At 71.7% G+C, this 25,401-nt stretch carries 26 protein-coding genes, 1 tRNA gene and 1 riboswitch; of the genes, 16 read left to right on the top strand and 11 right to left on the bottom strand.

Annotation, left to right across the window (positions count from 1 at the left end; genetic code table 11):
* Nucleotides 1–13 precede the first annotated feature (13 nt).
* From ACIGXX_RS24825 to ACIGXX_RS24785, 9 genes are all read left to right on the top strand, one after another.
* Nucleotides 14–835 carry an IclR family transcriptional regulator gene (locus tag ACIGXX_RS24825; RefSeq protein WP_366462892.1) on the top strand — a complete coding sequence of 274 codons (822 nt, stop codon included), beginning with the start codon at nucleotides 14–16 and terminating at the stop codon, nucleotides 833–835.
* Between the two features lie 74 nt (nucleotides 836–909).
* Nucleotides 910–1,203: a metalloregulator ArsR/SmtB family transcription factor gene (locus ACIGXX_RS24820; protein ID WP_351165952.1), complete on the top strand. Its 294-nt coding sequence runs from the start codon at nucleotides 910–912 to the stop codon at nucleotides 1,201–1,203.
* Entirely contained in the window at nucleotides 1,200–1,589 is a 390-nt protein-coding gene (locus tag ACIGXX_RS24815; protein ID WP_361466070.1) for a VOC family protein, read from the top strand. The genes ACIGXX_RS24820 and ACIGXX_RS24815 overlap by 4 nt, the downstream gene beginning before the upstream one ends.
* Nucleotides 1,590–1,670: 81 nt before the next feature.
* Nucleotides 1,671–2,240, top strand: a complete 570-nt coding sequence (locus ACIGXX_RS24810) for a DinB family protein (protein ID WP_351165954.1) — start codon at nucleotides 1,671–1,673, stop codon at nucleotides 2,238–2,240.
* 378 nt (nucleotides 2,241–2,618) lie between these two features.
* A complete protein-coding gene (locus ACIGXX_RS24805) occupies nucleotides 2,619–3,902 on the top strand; it encodes a fused response regulator/phosphatase (protein ID WP_351165956.1) in 1,284 nt (427 codons plus the stop codon).
* Between the two features lie 70 nt (nucleotides 3,903–3,972).
* Nucleotides 3,973–5,529, top strand: a complete 1,557-nt coding sequence (locus ACIGXX_RS24800) for a CHASE3 domain-containing protein (protein WP_351166266.1) — start codon at nucleotides 3,973–3,975, stop codon at nucleotides 5,527–5,529.
* Nucleotides 5,526–5,975, top strand: a complete 450-nt coding sequence (locus tag ACIGXX_RS24795; protein ID WP_361465936.1) for a response regulator — start codon at nucleotides 5,526–5,528, stop codon at nucleotides 5,973–5,975. The genes ACIGXX_RS24800 and ACIGXX_RS24795 overlap by 4 nt, the downstream gene beginning before the upstream one ends.
* 115 nt (nucleotides 5,976–6,090) lie before the next feature.
* Nucleotides 6,091–6,642, top strand: a complete 552-nt coding sequence (locus tag ACIGXX_RS24790) for a SigE family RNA polymerase sigma factor (RefSeq protein ID WP_351165960.1) — start codon at nucleotides 6,091–6,093, stop codon at nucleotides 6,640–6,642.
* Nucleotides 6,639–7,991, top strand: a complete 1,353-nt coding sequence (locus ACIGXX_RS24785) for a PQQ-binding-like beta-propeller repeat protein (protein WP_361465933.1) — start codon at nucleotides 6,639–6,641, stop codon at nucleotides 7,989–7,991. Before ACIGXX_RS24790 ends, ACIGXX_RS24785 begins: the two co-directional genes overlap by 4 nt.
* Nucleotides 7,992–8,059: 68 nt before the next feature.
* On the opposite strand, the gene ACIGXX_RS24780 is transcribed toward ACIGXX_RS24785, so the two are convergent.
* A complete protein-coding gene (locus ACIGXX_RS24780; RefSeq protein ID WP_351165964.1) occupies nucleotides 8,060–8,677 on the bottom strand; it encodes a GNAT family N-acetyltransferase in 618 nt (205 codons plus the stop codon).
* A gap of 105 nt (nucleotides 8,678–8,782) precedes the next feature.
* The gene (locus ACIGXX_RS24775; RefSeq protein ID WP_399978839.1) at nucleotides 8,783–9,418 is read right to left on the bottom strand and encodes a TetR/AcrR family transcriptional regulator; all 636 of its coding nucleotides are present in this window, start codon (nucleotides 9,416–9,418) and stop codon (nucleotides 8,783–8,785) included.
* 68 nt (nucleotides 9,419–9,486) lie between these two features.
* Between ACIGXX_RS24775 and ACIGXX_RS24770 the strand changes: the two genes are divergently transcribed.
* The 3 genes from ACIGXX_RS24770 (at nucleotide 9,487) to ACIGXX_RS24760 (ending at nucleotide 11,040) form a co-directional block, all read left to right on the top strand.
* Nucleotides 9,487–10,251, top strand: coding sequence for an SDR family oxidoreductase (locus ACIGXX_RS24770; protein WP_351165968.1), 765 nt, complete (start codon nucleotides 9,487–9,489; stop codon nucleotides 10,249–10,251).
* A gap of 118 nt (nucleotides 10,252–10,369) precedes the next feature.
* Nucleotides 10,370–10,489 (top strand) — tRNA-OTHER (locus tag ACIGXX_RS24765).
* A 65-nt stretch (nucleotides 10,490–10,554) separates the two neighbouring features.
* The gene (locus ACIGXX_RS24760) at nucleotides 10,555–11,040 is read left to right on the top strand and encodes a hypothetical protein (protein WP_351165970.1); all 486 of its coding nucleotides are present in this window, start codon (nucleotides 10,555–10,557) and stop codon (nucleotides 11,038–11,040) included.
* Nucleotides 11,041–11,100: 60 nt separating this feature from the next.
* On the opposite strand, the gene ACIGXX_RS24755 is transcribed toward ACIGXX_RS24760, so the two are convergent.
* The gene (locus ACIGXX_RS24755) at nucleotides 11,101–11,811 is read right to left on the bottom strand and encodes a hypothetical protein (protein ID WP_366461793.1); all 711 of its coding nucleotides are present in this window, start codon (nucleotides 11,809–11,811) and stop codon (nucleotides 11,101–11,103) included.
* Between the two features lie 306 nt (nucleotides 11,812–12,117).
* Between ACIGXX_RS24755 and ACIGXX_RS24750 the strand changes: the two genes are divergently transcribed.
* Entirely contained in the window at nucleotides 12,118–14,610 is a 2,493-nt protein-coding gene (locus ACIGXX_RS24750; protein ID WP_399978835.1) for an alpha-L-fucosidase, read from the top strand.
* Nucleotides 14,611–14,631: 21 nt separating this feature from the next.
* On the opposite strand, the gene ACIGXX_RS24745 is transcribed toward ACIGXX_RS24750, so the two are convergent.
* From ACIGXX_RS24745 to tsaD, 4 genes are all read right to left on the bottom strand, one after another.
* Complete coding sequence (locus tag ACIGXX_RS24745; RefSeq protein ID WP_351165976.1) at nucleotides 14,632–15,288, bottom strand: maleylpyruvate isomerase N-terminal domain-containing protein; 657 nt, start codon at nucleotides 15,286–15,288, stop codon at nucleotides 14,632–14,634.
* Nucleotides 15,289–15,374: 86 nt separating this feature from the next.
* Entirely contained in the window at nucleotides 15,375–15,755 is a 381-nt protein-coding gene (locus ACIGXX_RS24740; RefSeq protein ID WP_383821828.1) for a hypothetical protein, read from the bottom strand.
* Nucleotides 15,752–16,339, bottom strand: coding sequence for a TetR/AcrR family transcriptional regulator (locus tag ACIGXX_RS24735; RefSeq protein ID WP_399978830.1), 588 nt, complete (start codon nucleotides 16,337–16,339; stop codon nucleotides 15,752–15,754). The genes ACIGXX_RS24740 and ACIGXX_RS24735 overlap by 4 nt, the downstream gene beginning before the upstream one ends.
* Before the next feature lie 135 nt (nucleotides 16,340–16,474).
* On the bottom strand, nucleotides 16,475–17,530 hold the full coding sequence (gene tsaD, locus ACIGXX_RS24730) for a tRNA (adenosine(37)-N6)-threonylcarbamoyltransferase complex transferase subunit TsaD (protein ID WP_351166268.1): 1,056 nt from the start codon (nucleotides 17,528–17,530) through the stop codon (nucleotides 16,475–16,477).
* A gap of 152 nt (nucleotides 17,531–17,682) precedes the next feature.
* Between tsaD and cbiE the strand changes: the two genes are divergently transcribed.
* Nucleotides 17,683–18,984, top strand: coding sequence for a precorrin-6y C5,15-methyltransferase (decarboxylating) subunit CbiE (gene cbiE, locus ACIGXX_RS24725; RefSeq protein ID WP_399978827.1), 1,302 nt, complete (start codon nucleotides 17,683–17,685; stop codon nucleotides 18,982–18,984).
* Nucleotides 18,981–19,730: a precorrin-4 C(11)-methyltransferase gene (cobM, locus tag ACIGXX_RS24720; RefSeq protein ID WP_351165984.1), complete on the top strand. Its 750-nt coding sequence runs from the start codon at nucleotides 18,981–18,983 to the stop codon at nucleotides 19,728–19,730. Before cbiE ends, cobM begins: the two co-directional genes overlap by 4 nt.
* A gap of 21 nt (nucleotides 19,731–19,751) precedes the next feature.
* Here cobM and ACIGXX_RS24715 read toward each other — a convergent pair whose 3' ends face one another.
* Nucleotides 19,752–20,867 carry a cobalt-precorrin-5B (C(1))-methyltransferase gene (locus ACIGXX_RS24715; RefSeq protein ID WP_399978824.1) on the bottom strand — a complete coding sequence of 372 codons (1,116 nt, stop codon included), beginning with the start codon at nucleotides 20,865–20,867 and terminating at the stop codon, nucleotides 19,752–19,754.
* 11 nt (nucleotides 20,868–20,878) lie between these two features.
* Here ACIGXX_RS24715 and ACIGXX_RS24710 point away from each other — a divergent pair, with 11 nt between their 5' ends.
* On the top strand, nucleotides 20,879–21,634 hold the full coding sequence (locus ACIGXX_RS24710; RefSeq protein ID WP_399978821.1) for a cobalt-precorrin-6A reductase: 756 nt from the start codon (nucleotides 20,879–20,881) through the stop codon (nucleotides 21,632–21,634).
* Nucleotides 21,635–21,647: 13 nt separating this feature from the next.
* Here ACIGXX_RS24710 and ACIGXX_RS24705 read toward each other — a convergent pair whose 3' ends face one another.
* The 3 genes from ACIGXX_RS24705 to cobG form a co-directional block, all read right to left on the bottom strand.
* Nucleotides 21,648–23,183 carry a precorrin-2 C(20)-methyltransferase gene (locus tag ACIGXX_RS24705; RefSeq protein ID WP_383821837.1) on the bottom strand — a complete coding sequence of 512 codons (1,536 nt, stop codon included), beginning with the start codon at nucleotides 23,181–23,183 and terminating at the stop codon, nucleotides 21,648–21,650.
* Entirely contained in the window at nucleotides 23,180–23,806 is a 627-nt protein-coding gene (locus ACIGXX_RS24700; protein WP_351166272.1) for a precorrin-8X methylmutase, read from the bottom strand. Before ACIGXX_RS24700 ends, ACIGXX_RS24705 begins: the two co-directional genes overlap by 4 nt.
* Before the next feature lie 73 nt (nucleotides 23,807–23,879).
* On the bottom strand, nucleotides 23,880–25,187 hold the full coding sequence (gene cobG / locus ACIGXX_RS24695; protein WP_399978817.1) for a precorrin-3B synthase: 1,308 nt from the start codon (nucleotides 25,185–25,187) through the stop codon (nucleotides 23,880–23,882).
* Between the two features lie 106 nt (nucleotides 25,188–25,293).
* A riboswitch (cobalamin riboswitch) is annotated at nucleotides 25,294–25,368 on the top strand.
* Nucleotides 25,369–25,401: the final 33 nt, after the last annotated feature.

The following is a 25,401-nucleotide window of genomic DNA, read 5'->3' as shown; positions in this document are numbered from 1 at the left end:
CTACGATGGGCGCATGGCGGAGAGCGGAGCGGCCCGCGGAACGGACCACGGGGCGGGCGCGGGAGTCCGCGGGGTGAAATCGGCCCTGCGCACCGTCGCGCTGCTGGAACTGCTGGCCGAGCGCGCCGACCGGCCGGCCCGCCTGGACGAGCTCGCCGAGGAGTTGGGCGTGCCGCGCAGCAGCATGTACCAACTGCTGCGGACCCTGATCGACTGCGGCTGGGTGCGCACGGACACCACCGGGTCCCTGTACGGCATCGGAATCCGCACGCTGCTCACCGGCACGAGCTACCTCGACGGCGACGTACGGGTGCGCGCCATCCGCCCGTACCTGGACGAGGCCTCCGACGCGTTGGGCGAGACGATCCACCTGGCGCGGCTCGACGGCCCGAACGTCGTGTACCTCGCGACCCGCGAGTCCCACGAGTACCTGCGCACCATCAGCCGGGTCGGCCGTCGCGTCCCGGCACACGCCGGAGCGCTCGGAAAGGCACTGCTCGCCGAGCGTCCGGACAATGAACTCCCGCTGGGTCAGGGCCCGTTGGCCGCGTTCACGCACGGCACGCACACCGACCGCACCGCGCTCCTCGCCGACCTCGGGCGGGTGCGCGAGCGCGGGTACGCCATCGACCGCGAGGAGACGGTGGACGGCATCGCGGGCTTCGGTTTCGCCCTGCGCTACGACGCGCCGGCCGTCGACGCCATCAGCTGCTCGGTGCCGGTGGCCCGGCTGACCGACGCGCACCAGAGCCGCGTCGTGTCCGTGATGCGGGAGATCCAGACGAAGATCGAAAGCGCGCTGTCACCGGTCTCGGGCGCTCCCGACTGGCGCTGAGCCCCGCACCGAGCCGTCCGTGACGGCAGCTCCCCGCCTTGATAGGTAAGTCGTGACTTGCCTATGGTGGAGTCATGACGGAGGATGTTTTCAAGGCGCTGGCCGACCCCACCCGTCGGCACATCCTCGATGAGCTGGTGGAACGGGACGGGCAGACCCTGTTCGAGATCTGCGCCCGGCTGGTGACCAAGCACGGTCTGGGGCTGTCCCGGCAGGCGATCAGCCAGCATTTGGCCGTCCTGGAATCCGCGGGCCTGGTCCATTCACGGCGCCAGGGCCGCTACAAGTTCCACGATCTGAACACCGAACCCCTTGAGGTCATCGTGACCCGATGGCTCAGGCCCGACGCACCGGAGAGCACCCCATGAAGATCCACCTGTCCAGCGTCTTCGTCGATGACCAGGAAAAGGCCCTGCGCTTCTACACCGACGTACTGGGCTTCGTGAAGAAGCACGACGTCCCGCTGGGCGGCGAGGACCGCTGGCTGACCGTGGTCTCGCCGGAAGACCCCGAGGGGACCGAACTGCTGCTGGAGCCCTCCGGCCACCCCGCGGTGAAGCCGTACAAGACGGCGCTGGTCGAGGACGGCATCCCGGTCACGTCCTTCGCCGTGGACGACGTGCAGGCGGAGTACGACCGGCTGCGGGCGCTCGGGGTGGTCTTCACCCAGGAGCCGCTGGCGATGGGCCCGGTCACCACCGCGGTGCTGGACGACACCTGCGGCAACCTGATCCAGATCGTGCACAGCAAGTAACGACCCGGCGCGAGTACGCAGCGGTCTTCGGCGGGGCCCGATCGCATAAGTCAGTGGCGGACCGGGCCCGCACGGACGACTATGACCGGCATGAGCGAGCACCCCGAACGCTGGAGCGAGGCAACCACCTACCCCGACATGTGGGCGGACCCGGACGACGACCCCCGCAACAGCGACGGAGTCAGTCCGGACGGCGAACTGGCGACGCTGCTGGACTTCCTGACCAGCTACCGCATGACCCTGCGGATGAAGTGCGAGGGCCTGAACCCGGAGCAACTGGCCCGCCGGTCGGTCCCGCCGTCGACGCTGTCCCTGCTCGGCCTGGTGCGGCACCTCGCCGAGGTGGAACGGGACTGGCGCAACTGGCTCCGCGAGGACGACCCGCTGCCCAAGCTGTACGGCGAGCGCGACGCGGACTTCGACGAAGCGGTCGGCGAACAGTCCCAGGTCGATGCCGCCTACGCCGACCTGGCACGCGAACAGGCCGCGACGGACGCCGTACTGGCCGAACACCCGGACCTGGGCGAACGGCTTGGCAAGGACGGTTTCGCGGTCCGCGAACTGATGGTGCACCGGATCGAGGAGTACGCCCGCCACTGCGGACAGGCCGACCTGCTGCGCGAGTGCGTCGACGGCAGGGTTGGCCAGTAAAGAAGCCTTCTCCCGCTGGGTCCCCCCCCCGCCGCGATCGGTGATCGAAGCGAACGCGCTTGCGGGCCGTGCCGTGATGTGATCCACATCTCGACGCCGATGGTTTGGAGACGCTCCACCCGGAGCACAAGGATGGCCGGCTCAGGGCGGCATGATTCCTGCCGGCGGCCCGGTGGCGGCAGGGGCCTGTTGGCCTCAACCGTCCGCTACCGGGCGCTGTGCGCGTTGTGCGAAGATCCGGAGACCATTCGATGGTTGCGGCGGGCGGGCCCGTCGCGGTAGGGGCCGTCGGCAACGGCTGTTCGGTCAGGCGGACTTACTGGGTGGGGAAGGCGGAGCATAGCGGTGGCTTCACAGCCATGGACTTCCGGTGTGCGTATGGCAGCCGAGAGTGATACCGCAGCGGCCCGGCAGGTGTCGCAGCCCTCGGTGCTGCTGATCGAGGACGACGCCGGTGACGCGCTCCTGGTCGAGGAACTCGTTGCCGACAGCGCCTTGAAGATGCGTCTGCAGTGGGTGCGTTCCATGTCCGAGGCGCGGGTGGCGCTGGCCTTCGAGGTGCCGGACTGCGTGCTGCTCGACCTCCATCTGCCGGACGCCCAGGGGCTGGAGGCCGTGTCCATGGTCCAGTCCCATGCCGAGCAGGTCGCGGTCGTCGTGCTCACGGGCCTGGCCGAGGAGGAGACCGGGCTCGCCGCCGTGGCCGCGGGGGCCCAGGACTACCTCGTCAAGGGCCGCGTCGAACCGGAGCTGTTCGGCCGGGCCGTGCGCTACGCGATCCAGCGCAAGCAGGCCGAACAGTCGGCCGTCGCCCTGCAGGCCAGCCAGATGCAGGCACAGGAGAACGCCCGCCTCGAGCGGGGACTGCTGCCCAGGCCGCTCCTGAACAGCGCGGGCGTGGACGTCGTGGCCCGCTACCGGCCCGGCCGCGCCCAGGCCCTGCTGGGCGGCGACTTCTACGACATCGTCCAGAGCGCGGACGGCACCGTGCACGCGCTCATAGGAGACGTCTCCGGGCACGGCCCCGACGAGGCGGCCCTCGGCGTGGCCCTGCGCATCGCCTGGCGCACGCTGGTGCTCAGCGGCGTCACCGGCCCCGAACAGGTGGGCCGACTCGAGGAGATCATGCTGGCGGAGCGGGTGAAGCCGTACGTCTTCGCCACGTTGACCAGTCTCTCCGTCTCCGCGGAGGCGCGGCACGTGCGGCTGACGCGCGCCGGACACCCCGGGATGCTGCTGCGCACCGCGGAGGGCGGTGTCGAGTGGGTGGAGGTGGCCGGCGGTCCTGCCCTGGGCGTCGCGCCCGGCGTTCGGCTCTGGCCGGTCGAGGAGGTGCCCCTCCCCGAGGGCGCGGCACTGGTGCTGTTCACCGACGGCCTGTTCGAGGGACATATCGGCAACGGCCGCGAGCGTCTTGGCGAAGAGGGACTGCTGGGCCTCGCGCGGGAGTTGGCCGCGCTGGCGCCGGAGGCATTCGTCGACACGCTGATCCAGCGGGCCGAGGGCCTCGCCGAGGAGCAGGGCGGCCTGGCCGACGACGTGGCCGTGGTGCACCTGCACTGGCGGGGGGACGACGAGCGTGACAGAGACGGCGACGGGCCGGCGAGAGCGGTGGCCGAAGGTCGCTACCGGAGCAGCATCGGAGAGCAGCGCCGTGGTTGAGACGACGAACAGAGCGTGGATCGGCCGTCGATTGACGGTCCAGGGCTGGTTCCAGCTGGTGCTGGCGCTGATGGTGCTCCTGGTGGTGATCGGCACCGTGGTCGGCGCCCGGCTGCTGGGGCAGACCGCGGACGTGACCGACCGGTTGACCGATCGCCTCCAGCCGGCCCGGACGCAGGCCTACCGTCTGCAGGCCGCTCTGGTGAACCAGGAGACCGGCGTCCGGGGCTATGCCATCACCGCCGACGGCCAGTTCCTGGACCCCTATACCCAGGGCAAGCGCGACGAGGTCCGCGCCGCCGCTCAGCTGCGCGACCTCATCGGTGACGAGCCCCGGCTCGTCGCCGACCTCAAGGCCGTCCAGCGGGAGTCGGCGGACTGGCGGCGCGTGTACGCCGACCCGCTGGTGGCCGAGGTCACGCCCGGTGAGCCGAGCTCCGTCGCCGAGACGAACGCCGGGCGCGGCAAGGACGCCTTCGACCAGGTCCGCAAGACCTGGGCAGCGCAGAACGCCGACCTCACCCGGGCCGTCGAAGACGGCAAGGACGAGCTGGACAGCGCCCGCACGGTGCGCACCGTGATCCTCGGCGCCATGGTGGCGGTGTTCCTGCTGGCCGGGATCGCCCTCGCGTTCCTGGTGCGCATGCTGGTGGCCCGCCCCCTGGAGGCGCTGCGGGTCTCCTCCCGGCAGGTGGCACGCGGCGATTTCGACCACGTCATCACGGTCGACGGCCCTGCGGACCTCCGGGCGGTGGCAGTGGACGTAGAGGGCATGCGGCAGCAGATAGTGGAGGAACTGGGCGCCTCGCGCCGCCAGCGGGACGCGCTGACCCAGCAGGCCGCCGAACTGGACGTCCAGGCCGTGGAACTGCGGCGCTCCAACACCGAACTGGAGCAGTTCGCCTACGTCGCCTCCCACGATCTCCAGGAGCCCCTGCGCAAGGTCGCCTCCTTCTGCCAGCTCCTGGAGAAGCGGTACGGGGACACGCTCGACGACCGCGCCAAGCAGTACATCGACTTCGCGGTCGACGGCGCCAAGCGCATGCAGGTCCTCATCAACGACCTGCTCACCTTCTCCCGCGTCGGGCGACTGAACGACGCCCGCGTCCCCGTCGACCTGGACCAGGCCCTGACCAAGGCACTGGGCAACCTGGACACCTCCGTGCGGGACACCGGCGCGCTCGTCGAACATCCGCAGAAGCTGCCCGAGATCGTCGGCGACCCGACGCTGCTGACGATGCTCTGGCAGAACCTCGTCGGCAACGCCGTCAAGTTCCACCACCCCGAACGCACCCCGCGGATCCAGATCACCTGCGAGGAGGACGAGGGCGGCGGCGTCTGGAACTTCAGCGTCACCGACAACGGCATCGGCATCCCCGAGGAGTTCGCGGAGAAGGTCTTCGTGATCTTCCAGCGGCTGCACGGCCGCGACGCCTACGGGGGCACCGGCATCGGCCTGGCCCTGTGCAAGAAGATCGTCGAGCATCACGGCGGCCACATCTGGCTCGACAGCGGCCACACCGGCGGAACCCGCATCTGCTTCACCCTGCCGTCCGACACGGACACAGACACCACCGACACCGCGCAGGACACCGCAGCCCGCGCCGAGGAAGAGGCCCTGACATGACCACCCCATCTGCCGCGCCGGTCGACGTGCTCCTCGTGGAGGACGACCCGGGCGACGAGCTGATGACGCGCGAGGCGTTCGAGGACAGCAAGATCCGCAACAAGCTGCACGTGGTCCGGGACGGCGAGGAAGCGCTCGACTTCCTCTACCAGCGCGGTGAGCACACGGGGGTGCCGCGTCCCGGTCTCATCCTGCTGGACCTCAACCTGCCCAAGTACGACGGGCGCCAGGTCCTGGAGAAGATCAAGTCGGACCCGGACCTGAAGGACATCCCGGTGGTGGTCCTCACCACGTCGGCAGCGGAGGAGGACATCCTGCGCAGCTACAAACTGCACGCGAACGCCTACGTCACCAAACCGGTCGACCTGGACCAGTTCATCGCCGCCGTACGCCAGATCGACGACTTCTTCGTCCAGGTGGTACGCCTGCCGCGACGCCACGGCTGAGGCGGCGCGAGACCGCGGACACCGCCCCCTTGGTGTGATCAAACAATCTCGTGCGTGGAGGGATAGCCGCGGGCGTCCCATCGCGTCGTGATGGTTGCCAAGAAGGGGAGGGTCGATGGAGGCCTCAAGTCACGACGAGTTCCGGGAGTTCGTAGCGATGCGCTCCACCGCGCTGCTGCGGCTCGCGGTGCTGCTCACCGGCGGGGACCGGCACGCAGCGGAGGACCTGCTGCAGATTGCGCTGATGAAGGCGTACGGACGCTGGGCGCGCATCGAGCAGCCCGAGGCGTACGTCCGCCAGATCCTGTACCGCCAGCAGGTCAACCGCTGGCGGCTGCGCAGACACCGTGCCGAGACCACGGTGTCCGTCCTGCCCGATTCGGGCACGGAGGCCGGCACCGAGTCGGACTCCGAGCTGCGGATCGCGCTGTGGGCGGCGCTCGGTCGTCTGTCGAAGCGGCAGCGGGCCGTGGTCGTCCTGCGCTACTTCGAGGATCTGCCGGAGGCCGAGGTCGCGGCACTGCTGCGGTGCCCGGTCGGCACGGTGCGCAGTACGGCGCACCGGTCGCTCGCCAAGCTCCGGGAGCTGGTGCCGGAGCTGGGGCCCGAAAGGCCCGCGGAACAGGTGCAGCCGCTCAGCTACAGGCCGAAGGAGATGCAGGGATGACGACGGAGCAGGTGGAGGAGAAGGTCCGGGAGACTCTGCACGCCATCACCCTGGACCGGGTGCGGGCATCCGGAGACCTGGCCGAGCAGGTGGTGCGGCGGCGCGGCAGGCGCCGCTTCTCGCAGGCCGCGGGCGCGGCGGTGGCCGTAGCGGCGATCACCGTGGGGGCGGTGTTCGGCTTCGGGGGCGGTGCCGGGGCCGAGCAGGACCGGCCCGTGCGGCCGGCGGCTTCGCCGGAGGGCTGGAAGCCGTGGCAGAAGGACAACCCGGGCGCCGCCGAGCGGGGCTGCCTGGTGGACGGCTCCGCGCTGTACTGCGGCGGGTCCAAGTACGACACCGTCAAGTTCGACGCCAACACCGGCGAGCGGCTGTGGACCGTCAAGGTCAATCGCGAGGGCGACGGGATGGACCACCCCTTCGCCGTGCGGGACGGCGTGGTCTACGCCTACCGCAATCACACCGCGAAGAACGAGCCGGGCGGCGACTACGCGGGCGGCACCGAACTGATGGCGGTGGACACCGACAACGGCGACGTGCTGTGGAAGAAGAAGATGCCGCAGGACGACCGCACCGACCAGGCCGCCATGCTCATCGACGGCGCGATGCTGGCGAACACCCCGTCGCTGCGCACGATGTCGGCCCTCGACCCGCGGACCGGGGACGAGAAGTGGCACTACACATGGGACAAGGGCAACGCGTGCCAGCGGACGGTGCTGAGCGGCGTTCCGCATCTTCTGTGTGCGCGGGACACCGAGAAGCCGGACGACACGGACGTCATCCGTCTTGATCCCGCCACCGGAGAGCCCAAGAAGGTCACGAGCGTCCCCGGCGGGCAGCAGCTCCTGGGGATGACGGGGGACCGGATGGTCCTGAAGGGAGTGACGAAGCCGGGCGCCAAGACCTGGCAGTTGACGACCGTCAACACTTCCGGGGAGCAGGTCTCCCACTCCTACCGGCTCCAGGGGACGATGGCCAACGCCGATGTCGTCGGTGATCGTCTGTTCACCGTCTCCTGGCAGGGCAAGGCATCGGCCTACTCACTGACCACGGGAAAGACCCTGTGGACCCAGCCAGTGGGCGTCAAGATGCCCGACCGGGAACAAATGAGGGCGGGCCTCGCGTCTCCCGCGGTGTCGACGGGGCAGGGAGTCGTGTACTTCTTCAGCCCGACCGGAGATCTGTCCGGCCTCGATCTGCGCACCGGGGAGCGGGTCTGGCGCAGCCACGTGGACATCGAGGAGCGGGGCCTCGTCTCCCTGCTCCCGCCCCAACTCCTGCTCTACAAGGACGTGCTGGTGGTCCGGAAGGGCAGCGAGATCGTCACCCTTCTGCCGCGGACCGGCGGCTGACCCGAGGGCCGGTGGCCGGGGTGACGATGCCGCCCCGGCCACCGGCCCTCATGAGTATCCGCGGTCCTTCAGGCGCCGGCCGGGCGGCGCGGTTCGCGGCGCATCGACCACAAGGTCGGTCCGCCGCCGGGGAGCTGGACCTCGCCGAGCACCGTGAAGCCGAAGTGCTCGTACACGGGCAGGTTGGCCGGCTTGGAGGATTCCAGGTAGGCGGGCAGGCCGTCCGCGTCGGCCTTGGCGAGGCCCGAGCGCAGGAGGGCGGCTCCGTGGCCCTGGCCCTGGGCGGCCGGGTCCGCGCCGACCACGGCCAGGTACCAGTGCGGCTCCTGGGGGCCGTGCTCGGCGGCCTCCGCCGTGGCCTGCTGGAACAGCGGGGCCCGGTCGCCCAGGATCGCCACGAGTTCCTGGATGGTCTCCGCGTCGGGAACGGCCTTGTCCTGCGCGCCCGGCGGCACCCAGTAGGCGGCAGCCGCCGGGGTGTACTCGCAGACGCCGTGGTGGACGTACTGCCGGGTGAAGAGCGTGGTGAAGTAGCGGCCGAGGCCCTCCTCGCGCGTGGTGTCGTCGGGGAAGAACCAGCGCATCATCGGGTCGTCGTCGAAAGCGCGAGCCAGGGTGCGGCCGATCAGCGGGGCATCGTCGATCGTTGCCGTCTTCGGAGTGTTCGATATCGACATAGAGGTCATTCTGCACACGATGATCTTCGATGGTCGGGCCGGGGTGCCCTCGCGAGCGAGGGCCGATGCGGAGCTGCCGTCCGCCTCACGCCTCCGGTCCGTCTCATCTCCGCCTCACGCCTCCGGTCCGGTGCCGATCACGTCATCGCCGAACGCGGCGGCCAGCGCCTTCGCGATCAGGTCGGGCAGGTCGGTCCGTCCCTCGTCCTCGGCCCAGCGCACCAACGCCGTGTGCATCGCGCCCAGGCAGGCGCCGGCCGCCGCCCGGGCACGGAACGCCGTCTCGCCCTGGGCGGCATCGCTCCCGAGGGCGTCGACGATCGCCTGCTGCAGGGCGTACTGGCTGTCCAGGTGCTTGGCCCGCAGGGCCGGCGTCGAGATCATGAGCCGGAGTTGGGCCAGCAGGAACCGCTCGTTCGGGGTCAGGCCCTTTCCGCGGCCGCCGCCGGTCATGGTCGCGGCCGAGTCGACGAGCGCCCGGCCGATGCGGCGGACCAGGGGCTGCGCGGCCGGCGATGCGGCGATCCGCTCGGCGACCAGCCGGCTGTGCTGTTCCAGGAGTACGAGGTCTTCCTTGGTGGGGAAGTGCCGGTAGACGGTCATGGGTGATACGCCCGCGGCCTCGGCGACGTCGGTCACGGTCGTGGCGTCGTATCCCCGCTCGGTGAACAGCCGTACCGCATGCGCCTGAATCGTGCGCTGGGTCTCAAGTCGCCGTTGTGCGCGCAGTGTTGAGTGGTGGTCGGGCATGTGGTAGACCCTACCGGAGTGGTAGTGACTACCAGATAGGGAGTCACTCGCATCACGGGATGGTGGACATGAGTGATCTGACCGGCAGGACGGCTCTCGTGACGGGGGCATCGCGGGGCATCGGGCAGGCGATCGCCGCCCGTTTGGCGGCCAAGGGGGCTCTGGTCGTCGTGCACTTCGGCACGGACGAGGACGGGGCGGCGGCCACGGTCAAGGAGATCGAGCGGGCCGGGGGGACCGCGTTCGCCGTCGGGGCGGAACTGGGCACGGACGACGACGTCGAGATCCTCTTCGCGGGAGTCGAGGCGGGCCTGGCCGGGCGGCCGCTCGACATCCTCGTCAACAACGCCGCGGCCGCGCCCGCCGGTCCGCTCGGAGCCACGACGCGGGCGGAGTTCGACCGCCTCTTCGCGGTGAACGTACGAGCGCCGTACTTCATCATCCAGCGGGCGCTGCCCTTGTTCCGCGACGGCGGCCGCATCGTCACCATGTCGTCCGTGTCGGCCCGCAGTGCCATTCCCACCCAGACGTCCTTCGCGATGACGAAGGGCGCGGTCGAGACGATGAGCATGACGCTGGCCAACGAACTCGGCCCCCGCGGCATCACGGTGAACGCGGTCGCTCCCGGCACCACGCGGACAGCCACCAACGGAGCGTCCTTCGAAGCACCGGGCCTGGCCGAGTTCATCGCGGGAGCGACGGCACTGGGGAGACTGGGCGGCCCCGACGACGTCGCCGACGTGGTCGCGTTCCTGGCTTCCGACGAGGCGCGCTGGATCACCGGCCAGGTCATCGACGCGAGTGGCGGGCTGTTCCTCGGTCCGCGCCCCTGATCCCACGCGCGGGGTGTCGACTCCCGCGCGTCCGGTCCCGCGCCGACCATCAACTCGCCGCCGGCCCGGAGCAGTCCCTATCCTCACCGGAGCGGGACCGCGCGGTCCCGCAGGTTGCGGAGCCGTGGCAGAGCGGCCCATTGCGATCGGCGTGAGGGAAGCCCCTCTCACGCCGACTGACGGGAGCCGGGCGGGCCTTGCCCTTCCTCGTCCGCGGGTTCGAATCCCGCCGGCGCCGCAGCCGACCCGCACGAGCGCTGCACCTGTACGTCCGGCCGCCCGCCTCCGCCGACTGGAGTCCTTATGAGCACCCCCGCCCCCGCCGCTCCGGTGTTCGTCGGACCGGAGCAGACCGCGGCCGCCGGGCGAGGGCAGGTCAGCGTCTTGTGGTCGCTCGGCGCCCCGGCGAGGGAGCTGGACGCCGACGTCGTGCGGCTGGCCCCCGGCGCGAGCGTCGGCGAGCACGTGGAGGAGGAGTTCGGTGTCCTGTTCACCGTGCTGGCCGGCACCGGTGAACTCCGCACTCCCGATGCGGCCTGGCAGCTCGCGCCGGGTGCGCTCGCCTGGCTTCCCGCGGGCATCACCCGCTGTGTGGACGCGGGGCAGGACGGGCTCGTCTACACGAGCGCCCGACGTCGCGACCCGGCCCTCGGCACGGGTCGCGGCGGCGGCTTTGACGCGGGCGAGCCGGTCTGCCTGCTGGAGCGAGTCTGCCCCGAGTGCGGTCGTCTCGCCGGTGAACGGGACGCCCGCTACTGCGCCCGCTGCGCAACGCCGTTGGCGGACTGAGGCAACCGAGTGGGACTGAGGCAACCGAGTGGGACTGAGGCCGCCGAGTGGGACTGAGGCCTATCCGTCCACGTCTCCGTACGTCGTGCCGACCTTCAGTCCGTCGATCCAGTTGATGACGCGCTTGTCCTTGACCTCGGAGCCGTAGGAGCCGAAGCGGGTGTCGTTGCCCAGGTCGTCCCAGGTGCGTCCGGAGAACTCGGCGACCTTGGTGCCGTTGTAGAAGGCCGCCACCCACCCGGCGGAGGCGTCGGAGGAGGTGTGGATGCCGAGCACGACGCGCTTGTACGTACTGGTGGTGACGGGTGTCGACCACTTCAGGGTCCACTTCTCGCCGACCTCTATGTGGAACAGCTTGAGGACACCGCCCTCGACCTTCATCAACACCGGGTAGTTCTGCTGGTGTTGGTCGTTGGTGCCGTACGACTTCCACTGGAAGATCGTGCCCGCGTCCGGGGTGTTGGTGGAGGTGTCCCAACCGATCCAGTACGTGGAGTTGTTCTCGAAGGTGTGGCGTGAGCCGCCGACGTTGATGCCATGGGCCTCGCAACGCTCAAGGCCCAGCGGCTTGTTGAACTTGAAGACCTGGCCGCGGCCGTCGCCGTTGTCCTGCGCGGTGACGCTGCCGGGGGAGTCGCAGAGAGTCGAGGAGAACACGCCGGTCCCCGCGGAGGCGTCGCCGTCCCAGATGACGGAGGCGTCGGCGGGGGCCGCGGTGAGCAGGGCCAGGGAGGCGGCAGCGGCCGTGAGGGTGCCGGTTCGCTTGCGCATGAGGGGGCTCCTTGCGAGTGGGGGGAGGGGCTCGCGTGGCTGTGTGCCATCCGTGCGAAGGGGGGAGAGTAAGCGGTTTCTAGCATGGTCGCGCCTGAACGCTCAAGAGGGAAGCGTGAGTTGAGCGCAGCCGCGTAGAAACCGGTCTCTGCCGCAAGCCGCTCTGTCGGGGGTGGTGACGCCACGCCCTCGCGCCTCTAACATCCGATGTACCCGCCCCCACACCTCCCTCGTGACCCGTAGAGCGCCTGAATGGGCTCATAACGTCGGATGAATCGGCAGGGGCAGTTGGAGAGGAGATTCGTGATGCGCAAGGTGATCGGCGTCATGCTCGCGCTGCTGCTCGCTCTTGGAGCGGCCGTGGTCGGCCCTCCCGCAGCGGTCGCCACCCCGGCGGATCCGGTCAACGGCCCACGCGTACAAGGCATCCCGGGGGAGATCGAGCCCAGCGACGACAAGGACCTCGCGGCCTGGCAGGAGCTCCAGTACGGGATGTTCATCCACTGGGGTCTGTTCTCCGAACTCGGAGGCGTATGGAAGGGCGAGCCGGTCACCAAGGGCTACAGCGAACAGATCCAGATGTGGGCCGACATCTCCGAGCGGGAGTACCTCGAAGTGGCCCAGCGCTTCCGGCCCGACCGGTTCGACCCCGCGGAGATCTGCTCCCTCGCGAAGCGGGCCGGCATGCGCTACGTGGTCATCACCAGCAAGCACCACGACGGCTTCTCCATGTTCGACACCGACACCACCGGCTACGACGTGGTCGACGCGACCCCCTACGGCAAGGACCCGCTGAAGGCACTCGCTGACGAATGCCGCGGCCAGGGGCTGAAGTTCGGCTTCTACTTCTCGCTGGTCGACTGGCACCAGGGCCACGACTTCGACGGCAACAACAACAATCCGATCCCCGCGTCGATGGAACCCGTCATCGAAGGGCAGCTGCGTGAGCTGATGACCGGGTACGGGGACATCGCCGAGGTGTGGTTCGACATGTCCTCGCCCACCGCGGCCCAGAGCCGGAAATTCGCCGGGATCGTCCGCGAACTCCAGCCGAAGGCGGCGATCAACAGCCGGGTGTGGAACAACCAGGGCGACTTCCGCACCCTGGGCGACAACGAGATCCCCGCGGTGGCCCTCGACGGTGCCTGGCAGACACCCGCGTCGATCTACCACGAGACCTGGGGCTACCGCAGCTGGCAGAAACGTGAGGACCTGCCCGGCAAGATCAGGGACCTGGTCGGCGGACTGACCGGCGTACGTGCCCGCGGCGGCAACTATCTGCTCAACATCGGCCCGCGCGGCGACGGTTCGGTCGTGGAGTTCGAGGCCGACGTCCTGCGCGGCATGGGCGACTGGCTGGACCGCCACCCCGGCGCCGTACTGGGGGCCTCGGCCACCCGCTTCGGCGGCCGGCCGTGGGGGGAGGTCACGGTCAACGACCGCGACCTGTTCCTGCACGTGAGCGACTGGCCCGCATCCGGCGAACTCCGCCTGCCCGGCCTGGCCACCTCCGTACGCACGGTCCACGAGGACGGCTCGACGGACCGGCTCACATGGCGCCGGGACGGGAACGACCTCGTCGTGACCCTGCCCGAACGGCCGCGCGACGAGGTGCTGCCCGTCGTGAAGGTCGAACTCGGCGGCGAGCTGCGAATCATCCCGGAGCACACGGTCGCCCTCGGTGCGGACCGGACCGCCGCCCTGGAAGCCGCCGACATCGAGCAGGGCTACAGCTACGCCGACGACGGCAGCTACTCAAGCACCCACCGGACCACGGTGCGGCACACCGCCCACATCACCGCCGACCGCGCCGAGAGGCTGTCGGTGGCGGTCGGCGGCGAGGCGCGCCCTCAAGCGCTCTACCGGGTCCAGGTCGGCAAGCACGCCCGGCTGGTGAAGGGCGCGGACCTGACCCGACGCGCCCTCGGCCCCTTCCCCGTACGCGGCGGACAGGTCACCCCGGTGACCATCACCCTCGCCGAGCCGGGGCACGCGGGGGAGGAACTCGGCCTGCGCCTGGACTCGTTGCTGGTCGCCCCCGCCGGCAGCCTCGTGGCCTGGACCCGGACGCCGCCGCGGCTCGAAGCCGGCTCGCGGAGGAACGTGCCGGTGCACGTGACCAACCTGGGGCGCGACACGGCACAGGGCACCTTGGCGCTGCGCGCACCTGAGGGGTGGTCCACCGGCGCGGGCGAGAAGTTCACCGGCCTGGCACCGGGCCGCACCCACACCGCGTCGTTCCCCCTCGCCGTGCCCGCCGACAGTGCCACCGGGCCGCAGACCCTCAAGACCACGGTCTCCGGCGGCGGCCGAGATGTCGTCGAACTGAGCAGCCGGGTCGAGGTGGTGCTGCCCAACATCGCGCGCGGCAAGACGGCCACCCAGGTGAGCACGGCGTGGGCGGGCGCCGCCGGCCGCGCGGTGGACGGCGACACCGCGGGCGACTACTTGCGCGACAACACCACGACCCACACCGCGGAGCCCTCGCGCCAGGCGTGGTGGCAGGTCGATCTGGGGCAGTCGTACGAGATCGCGTCCACGGAGATCTGGAACCGCACCGACTGCTGCACCGAACGGCTCTCGGACTACTGGGTGCTGGTCTCGGACACTCCGTTCACCGGCGACTCCCTGGAGGAGGCGCGTGCCGTGCCGGGAGTGGTGGCCGTACACCAGGACGGCCGGGCGCAGCGCCCCACCCAGGTCGATCTCGAAGGAGCGAAGGGGCGCTACGTGCGTATCCAACTGGCGTCGTGGACCGACCCGTTGTCGCTGACGGAGGTGGTGGTCAGAGGGCGGTAGCGGGGCCGCTCGGCGGGCCGATCACCCGAGGACGAAGGGGAGTTTCGCGGCCAGCTCGCCCAGTTCGGCCTTCTCCGCGTCGGTCGGGGCGCGTCGTCCGGTACCGACGAGGAGCGCGTCCGTGTCGGAGAACGACGCGGGGAACGCGGCACCGGCGATCTTCTCCAGCATCTCGCGGCTGGAGGCGAGGCCTTCCGCGGGTGGCCCGGCCACCTGAGGGAGGTGCGCGATCAGGTCGAGGTGGTGCAGGGTCCACTCCATGACGTACGTCATGAGGTAGTCGCCCGCGGTGAGGACCTCGTCGCGGGTGCTCACCCGGGCGTCAGGGTCGGCGAGTTCGGCGGCGCGGCCGGCGGCCGAGCCGATGTCGTCGAGGTGGAACTTGAGCAGCCAGGGCTCCTGGTAGGCGGCGGCGAGCCGCACGGTCAGCGCGTCGAGCGGGTCGTCGCCGGTCGGCGGGGTCTCGGTGACGTCCCAGTAGGTCAACGCGTCGTGGGTCGGTTCGGTGTCGGCGGGGGTCACGAGGGTGATCAGGACGTCCTGGGCGTCGACGATGAGATGGCACACCAGGTCCTGCACGAGCCAGCCGGTACAACCGGACGGCCGCGCGAAGTCCTCGTCCGGGAGTTCGGCGACGGCCGCGCGCAATGCCGTCCAAGAGCGCGAGAAGAGATCCACGTCGCCAACGTAGTGGGGTGCCGCAGCCCGGACAAGCGCCGCCCGCCTCGGCGACGGGACGGCGCCGCCCCGCCCGGCACGGGCCACTACGCGGCACCCGCCGCTGTCAGGACCGCGACCGGCAGGAGGAGCATCCACTGCGGCAGCCGGAGCAGTGGCTTCGGCCCGCCGATGGACAGCGTGATGGCCAGGAAAGCGGCTGCGTACGCCACGAAGTGCGCAGCCACGAACCACGCCATCAGGCCGGTCGCCGAGGTGTCGTCCGCCGGCGCGAGGCAGATCAAGGCGGCCGCGGAGAGCACCAGGTCGACGCTCACCATGTGCCACACGGCGTGCAGGACGCGCTTGGGTTCGTCGGCGAGGCCGCAGGACAGCAGCGGGCGCACCACGTCCCGGTGCCCGCCGACGATGTGCGCCACGGCCACCCCGAACGCGGTGATGCCCGCTGCGAGAAGCCAGCCGTTCATCGGATCTCGATTCCTCGGGCCACGACAGAAGCCAGCCGGTCGGCCAGCTGACGGTCCGGGTGTTCCCCGACCAGGCCGACGTGGAAGAACACGGCTCCTGCCAGCGTGTCCAGGACCAGATCCACGGGTGTGTCGGCCGCGATCTCCCCGCGCGCCGCGGCGCGTTCGAAGACGATCAGCAGCCGCTCCTTCGCAGGGGCCAGGAAGTCGCCGCGGATGCGCGCCTTCAGTTCCGGATCGGCGGCGAAGTCGGCGAGCAGACCCGGGAGCGCCGCTGCGGCGGCCGGTGCCCGGAACTCGTCGACCAGACCCCGCAGCAGTGCGGTCAGGTCCCCGGCCAGCGTTCCGGTGTCCGGGGCCGGAACGTGGTCGGTGGTCGTGAAGACGGCCTCGAAGACCAGCTCCGGCTTGCCCCGCCATCGCCGGTAGATCGTGTCCTTGCCGACACCGGCACGGGCGGCCACCGCCCCGATCGATGTCGCGGCGTAGCCGACCTCGGTCATCAGCTCCGTGGTCGCGCCGACGATCGCCTCGTGCGAACGGGGATCTCTGGGACGTCCCCTGGAGGACGGAGAGGAGCTCATACTCATTTACCATACGGGTCGCCCCGTTTGATAATCAACCCCGGTGTGCGTCACCTTGGGGAGTCATGACAAGCAGGTTCACCGAGTTGGCCGTTGACTGCCACGCCCCGGAGTTGCTCGCGGCCTGCGGCGCCGTCACGCGGCCCGGGCGGCTCGGGCCACAGGGTGCAGGGCGGCGTACTCCAAAGGGGCGGACGGGTCGATGGACACGTCCAGCGGGGCCGGTTCGGCTCCTGCGCGGAGCAGTAGGTCACCTACGGCCGCGATCATCGCGCCGTTGTCGGTGCACAGGTTCAGCGGCGGCACGCGAAGCGCGATCCCGGCGGTCCGGCAGCGTTCCTCCGCCAGGGCCCGTACGCGGGAGTTGGCGGCCACGCCGCCCACCACGACCAGTGTTCCCACGCCGTGCTCGCGGCAGGCGGCCACCGCCTTGCGTGTGAGCACATCGGCCACGGCCTCCTGGAGCGAGGCCGCCCCGTCCGCGAGCGGCAACTCCTCGCCGCGCAGCCGGTGTTGCTCGGCCCAGCGCGCGGCGGCCGTCTTGAGCCCGGAGAAGGAGAAGTCGTAGGGGGCGTCACGTGGCCCGGTCAGTGGCCGGGGAAACGCCACCGCGGCCGGATCGCCCTGCCGCGCGGTGCGGTCGATGGCCGGGCCGCCGGGATAGGGGAGGCCGAAGACGCGGGCCGCCTTGTCGAAGCACTCGCCCGCCGCGTCGTCGATGGTGTCGCCCAGGTGCAGGATCGGGTCGCGCGCCAGATCCCGTACGAGCAGCAGCGAGGTGTGCCCGCCGGAGACGATCAGGACCATGCAGGGGTCGGGCAGCGGGCCGTGCTCCAGGGTGTCGGCGGCGACGTGACCTGCCAGGTGGTGCACGCCGTACAGCGGCACCCCGAGCGAGAACGCCAGGGTCTTGGCCCCGGCCAGGCCCACCTGGAGCGCGCCCGAGAGGCCGGGGCCCGTGGTGACGGCCACCGCCCCGATGTCCGCCATGTGCAGTCCGGCCCGATCCAGGGCCTCGCGCACGACGGGCGTGAAGGAGTGCACGTGCGCCCGCGCGGCGATCTCCGGCACCACTCCGCCGAACCGGGCGTGCTCGTCCATGCTGGACGCCACCGCATGTCCGAGCAGGCGTCCCCCGCGCACGAGACCCGCTCCGGTCTCGTCGCACGACGACTCGATGCCCAGCACCACTGGAGACTCCTCCACGTCCCGCCTCCTGATCTTTCCGAGTAGTTGCAAGTAATGTGCAATAAGGGTACGGCGAAGACCACCTGGCCGGTGCCCGGCCAAGGCCGGACAGTAGAGTTCGGGTGCGTCAGCCCCCGAACACCGAGGTACCGTCCGTGACCCCCGCACCCGCCGCACCCCCCGTCCCACCTGCCGTGAGCGTGGTGGGCATCGGAGCCGACGGGTGGGCCGGACTGCCCGACGCGGCACGCACCGAACTCGTCGAGGCACAGGTCCTGATCGGCGCCCGGCGCCAACTGGGCCTGCTCCCGCCGGAATGCGCGGGCGAGCGGGTGCCGTGGCCCTCGCCGCTGCGGCCTGCCGTCCCCGGTCTGCTGGCCGCGCACGCGGGCAGCAGGATCGCCGTCCTGGCCAGCGGCGACCCGATGTTCTACGGCATCGGCCGGGCCCTGACCGAAGTCCTCGGCGCCGACGGGCTGCGTATCCTGCCGCACCCCTCGTCCGTGTCGTACGCCTGCGCGCGCATCGGCTGGCCGGTGGAGGACACCGAAGTCGTCACCCTGGTCGGGCGGCCCGCGGCCCGTCTCGCCGCGGCCCTGCACGACGGCCGCCGGCTGCTGGTGCTCAGCGCGGACGCGACCACGCCCGCCGTGGTCGCCGAACTGCTGAGCGAACACGGCTTCGGGCCGAGCTCGGTCCGCGTGCTGGAACAGCTCGGCGGCGAGAGCGAGGCGTACGTCGAAGGAACGGCGGACACCTGGGCGCACCCGCCGGGCGACCCGCTGAACGTCATCGCGGTCGAATGCCGACGCGCCCCCGACGCCCTGCGCCTCGGCGCGGCTCCCGGCCTGCCCGACGAGGCGTACGAACACGACGGACAGCTCACCAAGCGCCACGTGCGGGCCGCCACCCTCGGGGCGCTCGCGCCCGCCCCCGGCGAGCTGCTGTGGGACATCGGCGGCGGCTCGGGGTCCGTGGCCATCGAGTGGATGCGCACCCACCCCTCCTGCCGGGCCATCAGCGTGGAGCGCGATCCGGTGCGGGCGCGGCGCATCGAGCGCAACGCCGCCCGCCTCGGGGTGCCCGCCCTGCGCGTGATCTCGGGTCGGGCGCCCGAGAGCCTGGCCGAACTGCCCACGCCCGACGCCGTGTTCATCGGCGGCGGGCTGACCGTGCCCGGCCTGCTCGACGCCTGCTGGGACGCGCTGCCCGAAGGCGGGCGCCTGGTCGCCAACACCGTCACGCTGGAGTCCGAGGCGCTGCTCGCCGAGTGGTACCGCCGCCACGGCGGTGACCTGGTCCGCCTCGCCGTCGCGCACGCCGTTCCCGTCGGCGGCTTCACCGGCTGGCGCCAGGCGATGCCGGTCACCCAGTGGTCCGTACGCAAACCTTCGACCGTCCCCACCGCGGAACGCTCAGCAGAAGCCCCCGCAGAACCCTCAGGAGACAAGACATGACCGTGTACTTCATCGGCGCGGGGCCCGGTGCGGCCGACCTGATCACGGTGCGCGGGGCGCGCACGCTCGCCGCCTGCGGGGTGTGTCTGTACGCGGGCAGCCTGGTGCCCCGTGAACTGCTGGACGAGTGTCCCGAGGACGCCCGCCTGGTCGACACGGCGCAGCTGGACATCGACCAGATCACCGCCGAGCTCGTCGCCGCGCACGCGGCGGGCCAGGACGTGGCCCGCCTGCACTCGGGCGACCCGTCCGTCTTCAGCGCGGTCAACGAGCAGATGCGGCGCCTGGACGAGGCGGGCGTGCCCTACGAAGTGGTGCCGGGTGTGCCCGCGTTCGCGGCCGCCGCGGCGGCGCTCAAGCGGGAGCTGACCGTGCCGACCGTCGGCCAGACCGTCATCCTCACCCGCATCGCCCACCGGGCCACCGCGATGCCCGAGGGCGAGGACCTGGCCACACTGGGCCGCAGCGGCGCGCTGATCGTGCTGCACCTGGCCGCCAAGTACGTGGACCGCGTCGTCGAGGAACTCCTGCCGCACTATGGGGCCGACTGCCCCACGGCCGTGGTGGCGCTGGCCTCGCGCCCCGACGAGCTCATCCTGCGTGGGCCCCTCGACGAGATCGCCGAGCAGGTGAAGGCGGCGGGTGTGATCCGTACCGCCGTCATCATGGTGGGCCGGACGTTGGGCGCGGAGCAGTTCCGCGACAGCCACCTCTACTCGCCCGAACGCGACCGCCACGTCTGCTGAGCGCTCGGCTGGAAGCGTGGCTCAGCGCACGCTGCTGCGCCCCACGACCGTGCCCGCCCGGTCGATGCAGATGACGTCCACGGCGACCGGCGCGCCCCGCAGGACCGACAGGGCCTCGTCGCGGGCGGCCACGGCCACCAGGTCCCCGAGAGGGATGCCGCGGGCCTGGCACAACTGGAGTGCGGCCAGGCCCGTGTTGGCTCCTGCCACCTCGGCCCCCAGGGCCTCGTCCGCGCCGCCCCGGCGGGCCAGCTCGGCCAGGAAGGGCTTGTCGACCTGGGAGCGGGCCGAGTGCAGGTCGAGGTGCCCGGCGGCGAGTTTCGACAGCTTGGCGAAGCCGCCGCACACCGTGAGGCGGTCCACCGGGTGCCGGCGCACGTACTTGAGGACCGCGCCCGCGAAGTCGCCCATGTCCAGCAGGGCGATCTCCGGGAGCCCGTACTCGGCCACCACCGTCTTCTCCGAGGTCGAGCCGGTGCAGCCCGCCACGTGTGTGTGGCCCGCGGCGCGTGCCACGTCCACGCCGCGGCGGATCGAGTCGATCCACGCCGAGCAGGAGTAGGGCACCACGATGCCGGTGGTGCCCAGGATCGACAGACCGCCCAGGATGCCAAGGCGCGGGTTCCAGGTGGAGCGGGCGATCTCCTCGCCGTGGTCCACGGAGACGGTGACCTCGACGTCGCCCGAGCCCCCGTGCTCGGCGGCGACCCGTGCGATGTGGTCGCGGATCATCTGGCGCGGCACGGGGTTGACCGCGGGTTCGCCGACCTCGAGCGGCAGGCCGGGCAGGGTGACCGTGCCCACGCCGGGCCCCGCCTTGAAGACCACGCCCGAACCGGGCGGCAGCCGCCGCACACCGGCCCGCACCAGGGCGCCGTGCGTCACGTCGGGATCGTCGCCCGCGTCCTTGACCACGCCCGCTGTCGCCCGCCCCTCGGTCAGTTCCTCGACGGCCAGGGCGAAGGCCGGTGTCTGTCCCCTGGGCAGGGTGATGGTCACCGGGTCGGGGAAGTCGCCGCTGAGCAGGGCGGTGTAGGCGGCGGTGGCCGCGGCGGTGGCGCAGGCACCGGTCGTCCAGCCGGGCCGCAGCCCGGTGTGCTTGAGTTGGGCGCTGCGCCCGCCTTTCGCCTCACTCATGGATGGATCCGATGCACGTTCTGGTACTGGGCGGGACGACGGAGGCCCGCCGCCTCGCCGAGGCCTTGGTGGACACGCTGCCCGCCGCCGCGAAGGTGACCAGCTCCCTGGCCGGACGGGTGGCGAGCCCGAAGCTGCCGCCGGGCGAGGTGCGCGTGGGCGGCTTCGGCGGAGCCGACGGCCTTGCCGCGTGGCTGCGTACGCACCGGGTGAGCGCGCTCATCGATGCCACCCATCCTTTCGCCGAGACGATCAGTTTCAATGCGGCCGCTGCCGCCGCCGCTGCCCATGTTCCCCTGCTGGCGCTGCGACGGCCCGGCTGGGTGCCGGGCGAGGGCGATGCCTGGCACCCGGTCGGTTCCCTGGCCGAGGCGGCACGGGCGCTGCCCGCGCTGGGCGAGCGGGTCTTCCTGACCACGGGGCGCATGGGCCTTGCCGCCTTCGCCGATCTGGACCGGCTGTGGTTCTTGATGCGTTCGGTGGACGCCCCCGACGCGCCGCACCCCGCGCGCATGGAGGTGCTGCTCGACCGCGGCCCGTTCACCTTGGAGGGGGAGTGCGAGCTGATCCGCCGCCATCGCATCGACGTCGTCGTCACGAAGGACAGCGGCGGGGCCGCGACCGCGCCCAAGCTGGCCGCGGCTCGCGAGGCGGGGATCCCGGTGGTCGTGGTGCGCCGGCCGCCGGTGCCTCAAGGCGTGGCGGTGGTCGGAACCCCGCAGGAGGCGCTGGCCTGGCTGCGCGCACGCGGCGGCAGCCAGACCTAGCGCGACCGGAGGCTCAGTCCTCGGGGTAGCGGCGGGGCGTCCACACGATCTGCCGGCCGTCGCCGCGCTGCTCCCAGCGGGTCTGCGAGGACCCCACCAGCAGGATCGTGCGCATGTCGACCTCGGCCGGATCGAGGTCGGCGAGGCGCACGGTGCGCACGCTCTCGGCCGGTCCGCCGACGTCGCGGCCCAACACCACGGGAGTGTCCGGCGAGCGGTGTTCGAGCAGTAGGTCGCGGGCCTTGCCGACCTGCCAGGTGCGGCTGCGGGAGCCGGGGTTGTACAGCGCGAGCACCAGGTCGGCGGCGGCCGCCGACCGCAGCCGCTCCGCGATGACCTCCCAGGGCTTGAGCCGGTCGGAGAGCGATATCGTCGCGTAGTCGTGGCCCAGCGGGGCGCCCGCGCGGGCGGCGGCCGCGTTGGCCGCCGTCACTCCCGGAAGCACCCGGACCGGCAGGTCCGCGTACTGCTTCTGCGAGGCGACCTCCAGGACGGCCGTCGCCATGGCGAAGACGCCCGGGTCGCCGCCGGAGACCACGGCCACGCGTCGGCCGCGCCGGGCGAGATCCAGGGCGAACTCGGCGCGCTCCGACTCGACCTTGTTGTCGGAGCCGTGGCGCACCTGTCCCGGGCGGACCGGCACCCGGTCGAGGTAGGTGGTGTAGCCGACCAGGTCGTCGGCCGCGGCCAGCACGCCGCGGGTCTCGGGCGTGAGCCACAGCGGCCCGGCGGGACCGGTGCCGACCACGGCCACCTCGCCGGCGTCCGGGGCGCGCTCGGGCCGGGGGGCGTCGATGCGGCTGGGCAGGACGGCGACCGCGAAGTACGGCACGGACTCCGGGTCGACCGCGGCGAGCTCGTCGATGCGCTCACCGGCCATGGTGGCGCGCTCGACGTAGTGGGCCTCGGGCAGGCGTCCGGAGTTCTCGAAGGCGCGGCGCACCGCGGGGAAGGTGCGGCCCAGCTTCATCACGACCGCGGCGTCGGTGGCGGCCAGCCGGGCGGTCAGCTCGTCCTCCGGCAGGGTGCCGGGCAGGATGGTCAGCACTTCCTCGCCCTCGGCGAGCGGGGTGCCGAGGCGGGCGGCCGCGGCGCTGACGGAGGTGACGCCGGGGATCACCTCGGTGGGGTAGCGGTCGGCGAGCCGCTTGTGCATGTGCATGTACGAGCCGTAGAAGAGCGGGTCGCCCTCGGCCAGTACGGCGACGGTGCGGCCGGCGTCCAGGTGCACCGCGAGGCGGGCCGCTGCCTCGGTGTAGAAGTCCTCCATCGCGCCCCGGTAGCCACCGGGGTGGTCGGTGGTCTCCGTGGTGAGGGGGTAGACGAGGGCTTCTTCGATGTGGTCGGCGCGCAGGTGCTTGGCCGCGATGGACCGCGCGATGGAGCGTCCGTGCCGGGCGCTGTGGTAGGCGACGACATCGGCCTGGGCGATGGTTTCCACCGCTCGCAGGGTCATGAGGGACGGGTCGCCGGGGCCGAGCCCGACGCCGTAGAGCCGACCCGTGGCGTGCTCGCTCAGCCGGTCCGTGGTGTGCTCGCTCACGCTCATTCTTCCTCGCTGGCGATCGCGTTGAGTGCGGCGGCCGCGATGGCGCTGCCGCCCCGGCGGCCCCGCACGATCATGTGTTCCAGGCCGGAGGGGTGCGCGGCCAGGGCGTCCTTGGACTCCATGGCGCCGACGAAGCCGACGGGCACCCCGATGACGGCGGCGGGGCGCGGTGCGCCCTCCTCGATCATTTCGAGGAGGCGGAACAGGGCGGTGGGCGCGTTGCCGACGGCTATGACCGCACCTTCCATCCGATCGCGCCACAGTTCCAGGGCGGCGGCGCTGCGGGTGGTGCCGAGCTCGGCCGCGAGGCCGGGCACCGCCGGGTCGGACAGCGTGCACACCACGTCGTTGTCGGCGGGCAGCCGCTTGCGGGTGACACCGCTGGCGACCATGGCCACGTCGCACAGGATGGGGGCGCCCGCGCGCAGCGCCTCGCGGGCCCGCGCCACCACCTGCGGGGTGAAAGCGAGGTCGCGTACGAGGTCGACCATGCCGCAGGCGTGGATCATGCGGACCGCGACCTGGCTCACGTCGGCGGGCAGGCCCGACAGATCCGCCTCCGCGCGGATCGTGGCGAAGGACTGGCGGTAGATCGCCGGTCCGTCCTTCTCGTACTGATGCACAGTGCGTTCGCTCTCTTGATAGGGCATGGAACAGTCAAGTGTTGCAGGGTTGTTCATGTGTTCATGCGGCGCGTCAGCCGCGGGCCGCTGCCACGGCGGCGGCGAGTGCGCCCGGACTGCCCGGGATGCTCGCCGGAGTGTCGCGTTTCTCGCCGTGTACGTGAGAGATCTGATGCCCGTCGGGGGTGGCGACGACGTCGATCCACTCCCCATGCGGGTGACCGCACCGGCGTCCGCACCCGGACCAGTACACGGGCAGCGCCCCCACGGATCCCGACGCGGCCGTCGCCGTGGCGCGTACGTCGTCCAGCGCCTTGGCGCAGCCGGGCCGGCCGATGCAGGCGCCCACGCCGGTCCAGGGGGAGTCGGGGCCGGTGATCAGGCCCGCGGCCCCCAGGTCCGCCAGGAGTCGCGCGGCCTCGCGCCGTGCGACGCCCGGCAGGACGACGCCGCGCCAGGGGGTCAGCCGCAGCTCGCCGACGCCGTGACGGCGGGCGGTGTCCGTCAGGGTCTGCCACTGGGGGGAGCTGATGGAGCCCAGCGGCAGGCCGATGGAGAGCGCGGCCGTGCCGAGGGGGCCGGGCACGATGCCGAGCGCGGGCTCGTCCGCTTCCTGGGGGAGCGGTTCGGTGATGGGCGCGGGGCTGAACCCGGCCTGCCGCAGGCGACGTACGACCGCCTCCAGCAGGGGTCCGGTGCCGTCGGGCAGGTCCGTCACCCGCCAGGCACTCCCGTCGGGTGCCTGCTCCAGGAAGGTCTCGGCCGCGATGAGGGCGGCCTGCGGCGCCTGCGCGGCCTGGATCAGGAGGGCGTCGTGGGCCGGGCCGATCCGTAGCAGCGCGTGCTTCGTGCCCCGCGCCGTCAGCGTCACGTCGCCGCCGAGGGCCCCGACGTCGCCGCGGCCGTCGTCGAGGGCGAACAAGAACCGGCCGGACAGGGCGGCGGTCCGGGCGCCGGCGCACAGCAGCTCGTCGAGGGCGGACAGCCAGGGGCGGATGTCCTGCTCACCGCGGCCGTCGAGTCCCGAGAGGGGGGAGGCCACCACGTTGCGTACCCGCTCGTGGCGCTCGGAGGGCAAAAGCCCCGATTCGCCCAGCAGGGAAGCCAGTTCGCCGCCGCGGTCCGCGGGCAGTCCGCGCAGCTGCACATTGCCGCGCGATGTGAGATGCAACTCGCCGTCTCCCAGCCGCTGTGCCACCTCGCGCAGCACGTCGGCCTGTCCCGCGGTCAGCAGGCCACCGGGGATGCGCACGCGGGCCAGCGCCCCGTCGTCCGCCCGGTGCAGCCGCAGCGTGCCGGGGCAGGCGTCACCGCGGCCGCGGGCAGACGCGTCTCCCGAGAGTGCGGGCGGGGGGACCGATGGGGGCATGGCGGCGAGCATACCGACCCATTGCAGCAGGTCCGCCTGCCCCCCAGTAGTTGATCGGCCCTTAGTATTCCTAGCGACGGGCCAGCCGGCCCGTCGTCGCCACAGACGGCGACAAGGGGAGGAAGCCCGGTGCGATTCCGGCGCGGTCCCGCCACTGTGAGCCCGGTGCAGCCGCCGGGCGAGCCAGGAACTCCCTTCCCCGAGCTCTCGTCCGCTCGAGCAGGGG

The sequence above is a fragment of the Streptomyces sp. NPDC055243 genome (genome assembly GCF_044544025.1).
Classification (GTDB): domain Bacteria; phylum Actinomycetota; class Actinomycetes; order Streptomycetales; family Streptomycetaceae; genus Streptomyces.
This window is presented reverse-complemented; position numbering and strand designations above follow the sequence as displayed.